Here is a 12607-nt window from a genome sequence, read left to right as displayed (position 1 = left end):
CCTAGGCTGGGTGCTTTCACTCAATCCATCTCGAGTTCTTTCAGCTTACGCGTCAGGGTATTACGACCCCAGCCCAGGCGCTTAGCTGCTTCCTGTTTGTGTCCCTTGGTGTGTTTCAGCGCCGTCTCTAGCAATATCTTTTCAAACGCAGGCTGTATCTGGGTCAGCAGATCGCTCTCGCCTTCGCTCAGACGTTGATCTATCCACTGGGTCAGGGCCTCCTGCCAGCCACCGCTGCCCGCCTGGGGCGAGTTGTCGTGGCTGTTGCTGGGTGTCAGTAGCTCGGGCGGCAGATCCTGAGGCAAGATCTCCTGGCCCGAGGCCATCACCATCAGCCAGCGACAGGTGTTTTCCAGCTGACGCACGTTACCGGGCCAGGGCAGGCTGGCCAGAGTGTCGGCGGTCGCCTTGGTGAGTATCTTGGGCTCGACGCTGATCTCCTTGGCGGCGGTAGCCAGGAAGTGGCGTGCTAGCTGAGGAATATCCTCCCGGCGCTGTGACAGCGGCGGCAGGTGCACCCGGATCACGTTGAGGCGGTGGAAGAGATCCTCACGAAAATCCCCCTTGGCCACCAGAGACTCCAGGTTTTGGTGGGTGGCGGCTATGATGCGCACATCCACCTGCACCGGCGAGTGACCACCGATACGATAGAACTGACCGTCTGCCAGTACCCGCAGCAGACGGGTCTGCACATCCAGCGGCATGTCGCCAATCTCGTCGAGAAAAAGTGTACCGCCATCGGCTTGCTCAAAGCGGCCCTGACGCACGTTGGCAGCGCCGGTGAAGGCGCCCTTCTCGTGGCCGAACAGCTCAGATTCAATCAGCTCCTTGGGGATCGCCGCCATGTTGAGGGCGATGAAGGGCTTGTCCTTGCGCGGACTATGTTTATGCAGGGCGCCGGCGACCAGCTCCTTACCCGTGCCCGACTGACCGTTGATCAACACGCTGATGGAGGAGCGTGACAGGCGGCCGATGGCGCGAAATACCTCCTGCATGGCCGGTGCCTCGCCTATGATCTCCGGCGCCTTGACCTCGGGCTGGCTAATGACCTTGGGTGACTGCTCCTTGGCATGGCTCAGGGCGCGCTCCACCAGTCCGATCGCCTCGTCGATGTCGAATGGCTTGGGCAGATACTCGAAGGCCCCCGCCTGATAGGCGCTGACGGCGCTGTCTAGGTCGGAATGGGCCGTCATGATGATCACCGGAATGTGGGGATAGTGCAGCTGTAGGCGATCCAGCAGGGTCAGGCCATCGGTACCCGGCATGCGGATATCCGAGATGATCACCTGGGGCTGGGTCTGTTCCAATGCCTGCCACAGGGATTCGGCGGCGGCGAAGCTGGCACAGCTAATCTTGGCGCCCTTTAGCGCCCGTTCGACCACCCAACGTATCGAACTATCATCATCGAGAACCCAAACTTTTTCTGTCATACACCTACTCTCTTAAGTTGAATGCTCTAAGGTCACCTACGCTAGCTCTTGAGCGGCAGCAGTATGGTAAATTCTGTCTTGCCCGGCACAGAGGCGCAGTCGATGCGTCCGCCGTGGAGCCTGGCAAAGTTATGGGCGATGGAGAGCCCTAGTCCGGATCCCTGCTCCCTGCCCGTGACCATAGGGTAGAAGAGGGTATCCATCAGCTCGGGTGGGATCCCCGGGCCATCGTCTATGATGGAGAGCGCCAGCACCAGCTTGTGGCGTGTGGTGCCTATGGTGACCTGGTGCTGGGTGCGGGTCTTGATGCGGATCTCGCCGCCGTCTTCCACCGTCTCCAGCGCCTGGATGGCGTTCTGCACTATGTTGAGTACCGCCTGCTGCAGCTGCTCTTGATCCATCTCGATATCCGGGATCGAGGGGTCATAGTCTTGGATTAGGTGGATATTGCCTGGCAGTGTGACGCTCACCAGCTTGAGCACCTTCTGGATCACCGCATGGATGTTGTGCAGGCTGTGCTCCGTGGGTTTCTGCGGGCCAAGCAGCCGGTCCACCAGGTTACGCAGCCGGTCGGCCTGCTCTATGATGAGGTCGGTAAACTCGCGCTGATCGGCGTCTTCCAGCTCGCGGGACAGCAGCTGGGCCGCGCCTCTGAGGCCGCCCAGGGGGTTTTTGATCTCATGGGCCAGGTTACGCACTAGGTACTGGGCCGCCTGCTGCTGGGCATCCAGGGTCAGTTGCTGATGTATCCGTCTTTGCTGATCCACCTGGCGCAGCTCTAACACTCCTTGCTCGGGCTGATCCGGCTGGACTTCAAGCGGGGTGAGTGTCATGTCGACCGTATGACCCTGACCGTCCAGGGTCACCAGATTGGCGGTGTTGACCGTCAGGCCTTGATGTTCGCGAATGGCGGTGCGCAGCAGCTGATGATCTATGCTCAGCAGCTGGCAGCAGTCTAACAGGTTGTGTTCCGTGAGGCGGTGACTGCCTAACCCAAGCAGTTGCTCCGCCGCGCTATTGGCATAGCACAGCTTGAGATCATCTGAGATGACGAGCACGGCCGTCACCAGATGATTGAGCAGAGGGTCTGTGTTCATTTACGACTCCCGGGAAGTAGGTTGCACCATAATGGTGCACCAATTTGGTGCACGCTGCAAGCTATCTTCACCGGGATTGTTTTGAGATGTGATTTTCTAAGTTGCTAAAAATTAAGATATAAATTTTTAACCGCCCCCGAGAGGGGTCGCCCTAGGAATCGCATTTATGGTCGCCCGGTGAAGAAATACGGTTCTAGGGGGGGTCGATGCAAGTTGTTTGCCGTTTTGTGCCAAGGCCTTGATTTCAAACTTGTGCTCGCCGCGATCCACATTCTCTAGCGTAAATACCGGGCTTGCCTGAGGCGTGCTGACCACTTTGCCATCCATCAGGAGCACCAGTACATGACCGGCGGCGAGATCTGGGGTGATGGAGCCGATCACTGTGATATTGCCGTTATTGTCCCTTAGGGTCTCCTCTTCGCTGGGGCTGGAGATGGTCAGCTTGTAGAGCTCCTTGGGCTCCTCCTTGGCGGGGGTTAGCGGCTCGCGTACCACAGGGGGCGGCAGCTTGATCTGATTTTCGGTATTTTCCTTAAACTCGACCTGGGTGGAGTTTTCTACCGGGGTATCCGAGTAGTGAACCTTGCCATCCTTGTCGACCCATTTATAGATGGCTGCCTGAGCCCCAAGGGTCATTAACAGCAGGGTAAACAGCAATATCGGGCGCATAAGCATTCCTTTTATACCTTGTCTTTGCTACAGATTAGTCGCTTTCGCGGTAAAAAGCATCAGGGCTAGGGTCTGTTGACCTTTCCTGTTTGTTTTTGCTGCCGTTTGTAGGTGATTGGTACAAGGCAGAGCCTGTGCCGTGTAGTTACGCTACACAAGCTGGCGGTAACGCAGTAGAAATTGCCTACAAGCGCAGCCCAAGGGGTTCATCTCACCGCGTTTATCTCATTATGAAAGGCTTCCTGCCTTTCACCACAAGCTGTTAGAAATCGTTCCAAGCGATTTTTTGGTTGTTAGCCATTCCCATAGTGCAACTATGCGTAATGGCACAGGCCTTGAACACAACGCGTTGAGATTGAACAAAAATTAAACCTGAAAGATAAACAGGCCCTAAGTTATTGGCAGTTGATGACGGGAGAAGGTCTGTTTCAGCACCACGGTCGACTCTATGCTGGCGATACACTTGAGGCCGCCCAGTGAGTGTTTGACGAAGCCTTCATACTCCAGCAGATCGTGGGCGACTATCTTGAGTAGGTAGTCGTGAGCACCTGTGATCACCGAGCATTCCTGCACCTGGGGCAGACGGCTCATCTCCTGCTCGAACTGTTCGCCGTAGGCGGCAGAGTTCTCGGTGAGGCGCACGAAGGCGTAGACAATCACATTGAGTGCCAGCGACTTAGGGTCGAGCCTGGCGCTGTAGCCCTGAATAAAGCCCGCCTGCTCCAGCTTCTTGATGCGCCGCAGGCAGGGGGTGTCGGAGAGGTTGAGCCGGTTGGCAAGCTCGGCCACGGGCAGGCGTCCCTCCTCCTGCAGTATGCTTAAGATCTGCTTGTCTTTGCTGTCCAGTTTCATTGCTTAGGTCTCTTGTCCCTCGATTGGGCTCTAGGGCGAGTTTGTTGGATAAGGTTATTAAAGTGATTATTTTTATCGGAATCCACTAAAAAATCTCTGTTTGCCTGATTGATATTGCAGGTTTGCGCTAATGGCTTAGTGGTAGCTTATTGAGTCATTATTAAAATAACCAAGAGATACCTACCCTATGAGTCAAGATGTCGCGGCCTTCGATCACTGGATCAGGCAGGAGTTTGTCGAGATTAACTCGGCGCTGGAGCGCCTCTACATGCAGCAGAGCGACCCCGCCAACGTGGTGGGCATAGGCGACGAGCAGAAGGCCCGGCTGGAGGCCGAGGGCCGGACGCTCATCAAGGCGCTGCTGGATGAGGGCAATACCGACGAGGGTTTCGATGCGGCCTTCGATCTGCTGGGTAACGTGGGCCTCTACATGGCGGCCTGTCGTCGCCACGAGATCACCGAGCCGAGCCGCGAAACCAGCTCACCGCTGTTGGAGGCCTCGGCGCTTGCCATGCATATAGGCGCCTCCATCGGGGTGACGCCGCGCTTTGCCACCGCCCATCTGACTACCCACAATCGCGCCGTCAACGGCCTCTATAAGCGCTTTACCGATCTCGACGACGAGAAGCTGTTCGTCGACTACAACACCAAGGGGATCCTCGCCTACAAGCGGGCGGCCGATGCCCTGCTGAAGATCCAGCCTCTGGGGATCTCTCATCCCATGACCGCCGAGTTGTTACAGGTCGCCCTGGTGGCGCTTCAACAGGTGATCGGCTCCAATCAGACGCTATTCGATCGTCTCGATACCCAGGCGTTTTTTAACAGCGTGCGTCCCTATTACAAGCCCTATCGCGTCGGTCAGCAGGTGTATCGCGGCGCCAATGCCGGTGACTTTGCGGGCATCAATGTGATCGACCTGCAGCTAGGGCTCTGCTTCGCCAACGAGTCGGCCTACTCTCAACTGCTGGTGGATAAGTTCCTCTACATGATGCCGGAAGATCAGCGCATCTTGCGCGACTGTATGCGCCGAACCAGCCTGATGGACGATTTCCTCGCCGCCATGGAGATGCGTGACCAGCCTTGGTACCAGGAGAATCTGGCGCAGTTCCTGCGGGTGTGTGAGGCCCATGGCCAGGGGGCGATACAACACCATGATCAACTGGTGGAGAAGTATATCGCCCAGCCCGCCAAGCAGATGGAGAGCCAGCATATCGACAAGGTTACCGCCAGTGGCCCGCCGTTGCCTGTGCTGCTGGGGGCGCTGGAGAAACTCAGAGACAGACGCGCCGCCGCCAAGCGCGATGACATACGCACCCGTTTCGACGACATCGCCAGGCTGCGCGCCAGCCTAGAGGGGTAAGCCATGTACCAGAATGATTTTGTGATGCCCAAGTCGGTCTACCTGCTCAACCACTCGGTGGGCAGGCCGCTGCAGAGTCTGCGCCAGGCGTTCGACGAGCGTTTCTTCCTGCCCTGGCAGGGCTCGGGGCGAGAACCCTGGGGAGACTGGCTGTCTGTGGTGGAGGATTTTCGCGTTCAGCTCGCTAGGCTGTTCAACAGCGAGACCCGGCTGTTTTGCCCTCAGGTTAACCTTTCCAGCGGTCTCACCAAATTGGTGCAGTCCCATTCAAGGCTGCGCCGCCCCGGCGCCGTGATCTTGATGAGCGAGAACGATTTTCCCAGCATGGGCTTTGCCTTACGTCAGGCGCTGCCTGAGGCTGAGATACGTTTCATCCCCGCTAACCTGGATGTGAGTCTGCCGGAGGTGTGGCAGGCACACCTGACCGACGATATCGATCTGGTGTTTATCAGCCACGCCTATTCCAACACGGGTCAGCAGGCGCCGTTGGATTCTCTCATACCTAAGGTGCGCGAGTTGGGGGCGCTCTCTCTGGTGGATGTGGCCCAGGCCGCCGGGGTATTGCCCCTGGATCTTAATGTCCTCAAGCCAGATTTCATGTTGGGCTCCAGCGTCAAGTGGCTCTGCGGCGGGCCGGGGGCGGCCTACCTATGGGTGAGTGCCGCTCAGCTGGCGCATTGCTCACCCCAGGATGTGGGTTGGTTCAGCCATGAGAACCCGTTCGAGTTCGACATTCACGATTTTCGCTACCATGACTCGGCGCTCAAGTTCTGGGGCGGTACGCCGTCTGTGGCGCCTTTCGCCCTCGCGGCCCACAGCATAGGGTATTTTGCCGAGCTGGGTAGCGACAAGGTGCGCCAGCACAACCTGATGCAGCTGGAACGCATCTGGCGTCAGGCGGGTGATGCCCTGGTCTCCCCCTCGGATCCGGCCCGCTGTAGCGGCACTGCCATCTTAGACTTTGGCGAAGACCAGCAAGCTGTGGTCGAAGCGTTGACCCAGGCCGATATCAGCCTGGATGTGCGCAAGCAGGGGATGCGGATCTCGCCTCACATCTACAACGGCGAGCAGGATTTGCAGCGACTGCTGGAGGCCCTGGCGCCTTTCTGTCGATAGCCCTGTTTTCGTTAGTCCAGCAGTAGTGAGTGATTTGCCATCATACAGATAGCAAAAAGCCAGGCCGAGAGCCTGGCTTTTTATCTAAGGGGGAGCTTATCGCTTAGCTTATGCCTTTAGCGCTTTGCTCATTCCTCTAACGCTTTGCTTATGCCCTTATCGCTTCGCTAATGTGAGCTCGACGAAACGCTTGATGATGGCGGCGTTAGCCAGGATACGCTGATCGAAGCTTTGCTGGCCCGGAGTTTCGCTACAGACGCCGACGCTGGCGCCTAGTCGCACCAGGAAGGCCTCGAAGGAGAGGTCGAAATGGTTGAAGATGATGCCATCATTCACTGGGCAGTCGTCGATCAGTCCGTCCTGGGCGATGGGGAAATAGTGCCCCAGGGCGTCGCGCAGCTCGCGGCTGAATTGGCCTGGGTGCTGGTTGGCCTCGAAGGAGTAGATGTAGGTGTCTGTGAGCAATACATCTTCATGGCAGGTGAGGATGCCATCTTTACTGGCGGCGGCCAGCAGCTGGGAGTGAGCCAGCAGGATCTCGCCCTCGCTAGAGGTGTCCTGATTGCTACGGCCACGGCCGTTTTCTAACACGAAGCCGCGATTCGGGTTTTGTCCCAATTTGTTGAATCTATGGCCGCGCTTGAAACCAGTGGGGTTCACCAGTGGCAGCAGGCTAAGGTTGATCTGGCCGAAGAGCTCGGGTTCCAGTTCGTTGAGGAAGTAGAGCAGCCCCCAGGGGCCGGCGGCCTCTTCTCCATGAAAGCCGGCGCTGATCAAAATAGATGGCTGATCTGCCTTCTGCGCCGGTGACTGATAGAGTTCCAGCGGATGCGGACCGGCATCGCCCAGCTTGCGCGCCTGTAGCCCGAGGCGACTAGCCTGCTCTTCTAAGCGGGCATAGAAGCTGCTGATATCATTGCTCTGACAGCTAAAAATATCGCTGTGCCAGGTGAAAGACTGGAAGGGATCGCGGCTAGACATATTGGGATTCTAAAGTAAGTGATTCGGCGTGATCATGATAGCAGTTTGGCCATAAAGTTAAATCAATTTTATGCAGGACGTCAGGCGCTTAAGCCAAGTTAATCTACCGGTAAAAGGGTATAAAAAAGCCGCCTCATGGGGCGGCTTCTTCGAGCTATGATCCTAGCTTAGAGGCGAGGATTATAGGCTGTAGTACAGCTCAAATTCTGCTGGGTGAGTGGTGCGAGCCACTTTCTCAGCTTCTGCTGTCTTCAGCGCGATGTAAGAATCGATGAAGTCATCAGAGAATACGCCGCCTTTGGTAAGGAACTCACGGTCTGCATCCAGGTTCTCAAGTGCGTTCTCAAGAGAGGTCGCAACCTGTGGGATCTCAGCCGCTTCTTCCGCTGGCAGATCGTATAGATCTTTGTCCATGGCTTCGCCTGGGTGGATCTTGTTCTGGATACCGTCAAGACCAGCCATCAGCAGTGCAGCGAACGCCAGGTATGGGTTAGCCGTTGGATCTGGGAAGCGAGTCTCGATACGACGTGCCTTAGGGCTTGGTACTACTGGGATACGGATAGACGCAGAGCGGTTACGTGCCGAGTAGGCCAGCATGACTGGTGCTTCGAAGTGAGGCACAAGACGCTTGTACGAGTTAGTGCTTGGGTTAGTGAAGGCGTTCAGCGCGCGAGCGTGCTTGATGATACCGCCGATGTAGTACAGAGCAGTCTCACTCAGACCCGCATACTTGTCACCTGAGAAGAGGTTAACACCGTCTTTAGCCAGTGATTGGTGAACGTGCATGCCGCTACCGTTGTCGCCAACGATTGGCTTAGGCATGAAGGTCGCCGTCTTGCCGTAAGCGTGGGCCATGTTGTGAACCACGTACTTAAGGATCTGGATTTCGTCAGCCTTTTCAGTCAGCTTGTTGAAGCGAGTCGCGATCTCGTTCTGACCGGCAGTCGCCACTTCGTGGTGGTGCGCTTCAACTACTTGACCCATCTCTTCCAGAACCAGACACATGGCGCTACGAAGATCTTGTGAAGAGTCAACCGGTGCTACTGGGAAGTAACCGCCTTTCACGAATGGACGGTGACCTGTGTTGCCGTCTTCGTAGTGAGTGCCTGAGTTCCAAGCCGCTTCTTTAGCGTCTAGCTTAACGAAACAGCCAGACATGTCGGTGCCGAACTTAACGTCGTCAAACAGGAAGAACTCTGGCTCAGGACCAATGAGTACGGTATCGGCGATGCCGGTAGAAACCATGTACTCTTCGGCTTTCTTAGCGATAGAGCGTGGGTCGCGGTCGTAACCAGTCATAGTGCCTGGCTCGAGAATGTCACAGCGGATCAGGGCAGTGGTTTCTTCGGTGAACGGGTCAAGAACGAAGGTCGTTGGGTCTGGCATCAGTACCATGTCTGACTCGTTAATGCCTTTCCAACCAGCAATAGATGAACCGTCGAACATTTTACCGTCTTCAAAGAAATCGGCATCAACCTGGTGAGCAGGAATAGATACGTGCTGCTCTTTACCTTTAGTATCGGTAAAACGCAAATCAACAAACTTAACTTCAAGTTCTTCTAGTTGTTGTAAAACTGATTCAACTGACATTCTAAAGTCTCCGAGTAGAGTAGAGGGGATGCCCTTCTTATATCATTCAGCGTTGCGACCAACGCGGTTCTGGCATGAGTAAAGCTAGACTCGTGCCAAAAGTTTAACGTATTGATTTTTATGGGAACAATAAAGAAGGTAGGTGACGGGAATCTCGATATTGCACCATAAAGGTGCAACCGATGCCTCTTGATGGTGCGTTCACCAATATGGTGCGCACCAATATAAACATGACTATTCATAGCTGACTAAAAAATAATCCTGTGCGAGAGCCCCTCGCTAGAGTAGAATGGCACGTTTTTTATTGCAACAGCTATTATTAGGGCTGTTATCAATACCCTATTTTTTCGATGGTAAGAGGTTTATCCGTGTTAGAGAATTTACGTAACATCGCCATTATTGCACACGTTGACCATGGTAAAACGACCCTGGTTGATAAGCTGCTGGCACAGTCTGGAACCCTTGAGACTCGAGGAGAGGCCGCTGAGCGGGTGATGGATTCCAACGATCTTGAAAAGGAACGTGGAATCACGATTCTGGCGAAGAATACTGCCATCAAGTGGAACGATTACCGTATCAACATCGTTGATACCCCTGGCCACGCCGACTTCGGCGGCGAGGTAGAACGTGTACTTTCTATGGTTGACTGTGTGCTACTGCTAGTTGATGCGGTCGATGGTCCAATGCCACAGACACGATTCGTGACTAAGAAAGCCTTCGCTCAAGGCCTTAAGCCTATCGTAGTGATCAACAAGATCGACCGTCCGGGTGCGCGCCCTGATTGGGTTATCGATCAAGTATTCGACCTGTTTGACAACCTGGGTGCTACCGACGAGCAGCTGGACTTCCCAATCGTTTATGCCTCAGCACTGAACGGTTTCGCGACTCTGGATCCTGAAGAGACTGGCACAGACATGACGCCACTGTTCGAGACTATCGTCGAGAAAGTGTCTTCACCTGACGCCGATGCCGAAGGTGCCTTCCAGATGCAGATCTCTCAGCTGGACTACAACTCATACGTGGGCGTTATCGGCGTTGGCCGTATCAAGCGCGGTAGCGTTAAGGTTAACCAGCAGGTTACCGTAGTGGGCGCCGATGGCACCACGCGTAACGGTAAGATCGGCCAGGTACTTGGTTACATGGGTCTGGACCGTCACGAAGTGGCTGAAGCTAATGCCGGCGACATCGTAGCGATCACAGGTCTTGGCGAGCTGAAGATCTCTGACACTGTCTGTGCCGTGGGCAACGCCGAAGCCTTGCCACCTCTGTCTGTTGACGAGCCGACACTGACCATGACCTTCCAGGTAAACACCTCGCCATTCGCTGGTAAAGAAGGTAAGTACGTGACTTCACGTAACATCCTTGAGCGTCTGCAACAGGAACTGGTACACAACGTGGCACTGCGCGTCGAAGAGACAGACAGCCCAGACCGTTTCCGCGTATCGGGCCGTGGTGAACTTCACCTGTCTATCCTTATCGAAAACATGCGTCGTGAAGGCTACGAGCTGGCCGTATCACGTCCTGAAGTTATCGTTAAAGAGATCGACGGCGAGAAGTGCGAGCCATACGAGACGCTGACCGTTGACGTTGAAGAAGAGCACCAAGGTGCGGTGATCGAGAAGTTAGGTACCCGTAAGGCCGACATGCGTGACATGCAGCCAGACGGTAAAGGCCGTGTGCGTATCGACTTCATCATTCCTAGCCGTGGCCTGATCGGTTTCCAAACCGAGTTCATGACAGCCACTTCTGGTACAGGTCTTATCTACCACTCATTCGACCATTATGGTCCAGTGAAGGGTGGCGATATCGGTCAACGTCAGAACGGAGTGTTGATCTCTAACGCTACCGGTAAGGCACTGACCTTCGCCCTGTTTGGTCTGCAAGACCGTGGTCGTCTGATGATCGGTCACGCCGCCGAAGTTTACGAAGGCCAGGTAGTGGGTATCCACTCTCGTGCCAACGACCTGACAGTTAACTGTCTGAAAGGTAAGCAGCTGACCAACATGCGTGCCTCTGGTACCGACGAAGCTCAGGTACTGACACCGCACATCCAGATGACCCTAGAGCAGGCGCTCGAGTTCATCGATGACGACGAATTGGTAGAAGTGACTCCGCAGAGCATCCGCGTGCGTAAGCGTCACCTGACCGAAAACGATCGTAAGCGTGCCAGCCGCGCCTCGAAAGACGCTTAATTTGACCCGCACCTTTTAGGTGCAGTCGATTAGCCCAAAGCCCCGACCATGCAGATGGCCGGGGTTTTTTGTATCTGGCGTTAGCTGGCCAGATATTCAGCAATGCCAACGCGAGCGTCAATGGTAACTTGCACTAATTTATACGAACCATATATAATGCGTATATATTTTATAGCTAAGTGTATGTAATGGGTATAGTAAAAATTTCCGACGAGCTCCATGAGGAGCTGAGAAAGGCCAGTGGCGTCATGGCGCGTTCCATCAACTCCCAGGCCGAGTTCTGGATCAAGATGGGGATGATGGCCGAGCTCCATCCTCAGCTGTCTTTCAATCAGATCATGGCCGAGCTGCTCAAGTCAGCAGACGTGTCGGCCCAGCATGTCACCAGCGGTGAGACCATTCCTGATGCAGAATAGGGTGCAGCTCAAGACGGCAGAAGAGATCGCACTGATGCGCACCGCCGGGCAGCTGCTGGCCAAAGTCTTTCAGATGCTGGATGCAGAGGTGAAACCCGGCCTCTCAACCATGGCCCTCAACGATCTGGTAGAGAACTATATCGTGGAGGAGCTCGAGGCCAGGCCCGCGAGCAAGGGGCAATATGGCTATCAGTATGTGCTCAACTCCTCGATCAATGAGGTGGTCTGTCACGGCATGCCTAAGGGCAATCAGCTAATCGGCCCCAGAGACATTATCAACCTGGATATCACCCTGGAGAAGGGCGGCTTCATCGCCGATTCCAGCAAGATGTTTGTGATGCCTGAGGCTTCGCCGCAGGCGCGCAAGCTCTGCCAGGTAACCTATGAGGCGATGTGGGCCGGTATCGAGCAGGTAAGACCCGGCGCCAGACTGGGCGACGTCGGCCACGCCATACAGCGCCATGCCGAGTCCCATGGCTACAGTATCGTCAGGGAATACTGCGGCCACGGCATAGGCCGTGAGATGCACGAGGCCCCCGAGGTGTTACATTACGGCAGCCCGAACAAAGGCCTACTGCTCAAGGAGGGGATGGTCTTCACCATAGAGCCTATGGTGAACCAGGGCACGGCGAAGATTAAGACCAAGAAGGATGGTTGGACTGTCGTTACCCGTGACAAGAAGTTGTCCGCCCAGAGTGAACACACAGTCCTGGTCACCGCCACAGGTTACGAGGTGTTGACTCTTAGGCCAGAAGAGAAGCTGCCTTTTTCGGACTGAAAAGGTGGCAGCCTGATGTGTCGAGAGTCGCCGCGACCTAATCTTGTTGTAGTTGAGTCATTAAAAACGGGTCGTTCTTTAGCATCTACCTGCAGTCGGTTTTTAGTGTCTACCAGAATAGGTATT

General features: G+C 55.4%; 11 protein-coding genes. 5 read left to right on the top strand and 6 right to left on the bottom strand.

Annotated elements, in window-relative coordinates:
- Positions 1-20 precede the first annotated feature (20 nt).
- The 4 genes from glnG to K0I31_RS18435 all read right to left on the bottom strand — a co-directional run bounded on the left by glnG (position 21) and on the right by K0I31_RS18435 (position 4048).
- The gene (gene glnG, locus K0I31_RS18450; protein ID WP_220059304.1) at positions 21-1430 is read right to left on the bottom strand and encodes a nitrogen regulation protein NR(I); all 1410 of its coding nucleotides are present in this window, start codon (positions 1428-1430) and stop codon (positions 21-23) included.
- 41 nt (positions 1431-1471) lie between these two features.
- A complete protein-coding gene (glnL, locus tag K0I31_RS18445; protein WP_220079313.1) occupies positions 1472-2527 on the bottom strand; it encodes a nitrogen regulation protein NR(II) in 1056 nt (351 codons plus the stop codon).
- Between the two features lie 126 nt (positions 2528-2653).
- Entirely contained in the window at positions 2654-3196 is a 543-nt protein-coding gene (locus tag K0I31_RS18440; RefSeq protein WP_258406132.1) for a DUF4124 domain-containing protein, read from the bottom strand.
- Between the two features lie 390 nt (positions 3197-3586).
- Complete coding sequence (locus K0I31_RS18435) at positions 3587-4048, bottom strand: Lrp/AsnC family transcriptional regulator (RefSeq protein ID WP_011867352.1); 462 nt, start codon at positions 4046-4048, stop codon at positions 3587-3589.
- Positions 4049-4235: 187 nt separating this feature from the next.
- On the opposite strand from K0I31_RS18435, the gene K0I31_RS18430 reads away from it, so the two are divergent.
- Together K0I31_RS18430 and K0I31_RS18425 are read left to right on the top strand one after the other, a co-directional pair.
- Positions 4236-5408: a PrnB family protein gene (locus tag K0I31_RS18430; RefSeq protein WP_220079312.1), complete on the top strand. Its 1173-nt coding sequence runs from the start codon at positions 4236-4238 to the stop codon at positions 5406-5408.
- Positions 5409-5411: 3 nt separating this feature from the next.
- A complete protein-coding gene (locus K0I31_RS18425) occupies positions 5412-6524 on the top strand; it encodes an aminotransferase class V-fold PLP-dependent enzyme (protein WP_220079311.1) in 1113 nt (370 codons plus the stop codon).
- Between the two features lie 156 nt (positions 6525-6680).
- Here K0I31_RS18425 and K0I31_RS18420 read toward each other — a convergent pair whose 3' ends face one another.
- Together K0I31_RS18420 and glnA are read right to left on the bottom strand one after the other, a co-directional pair.
- On the bottom strand, positions 6681-7505 hold the full coding sequence (locus K0I31_RS18420; protein ID WP_144201556.1) for an N-acetyl-ornithine deacetylase: 825 nt from the start codon (positions 7503-7505) through the stop codon (positions 6681-6683).
- 180 nt (positions 7506-7685) lie between these two features.
- Complete coding sequence (gene glnA, locus K0I31_RS18415; RefSeq protein ID WP_011867348.1) at positions 7686-9095, bottom strand: glutamate--ammonia ligase; 1410 nt, start codon at positions 9093-9095, stop codon at positions 7686-7688.
- A gap of 368 nt (positions 9096-9463) precedes the next feature.
- Between glnA and typA the strand changes: the two genes are divergently transcribed.
- The 3 genes from typA (at position 9464) to map (ending at position 12481) form a co-directional block, all read left to right on the top strand.
- Complete coding sequence (gene typA / locus K0I31_RS18410) at positions 9464-11287, top strand: translational GTPase TypA (protein WP_220079310.1); 1824 nt, start codon at positions 9464-9466, stop codon at positions 11285-11287.
- A 188-nt stretch (positions 11288-11475) separates the two neighbouring features.
- Positions 11476-11703: a ParD-like family protein gene (locus K0I31_RS18405; protein WP_220079309.1), complete on the top strand. Its 228-nt coding sequence runs from the start codon at positions 11476-11478 to the stop codon at positions 11701-11703.
- Positions 11693-12481, top strand: coding sequence for a type I methionyl aminopeptidase (gene map / locus K0I31_RS18400; protein ID WP_220079308.1), 789 nt, complete (start codon positions 11693-11695; stop codon positions 12479-12481). The genes K0I31_RS18405 and map overlap by 11 nt, the downstream gene beginning before the upstream one ends.
- The last annotated feature ends 126 nt before the right edge of the window (positions 12482-12607 follow it).

Origin of the sequence: Shewanella spartinae, assembly GCF_019457555.1 — a bacterium.
Taxonomy (GTDB): domain Bacteria; phylum Pseudomonadota; class Gammaproteobacteria; order Enterobacterales; family Shewanellaceae; genus Shewanella; species Shewanella loihica.
This window is presented reverse-complemented; position numbering and strand designations above follow the sequence as displayed.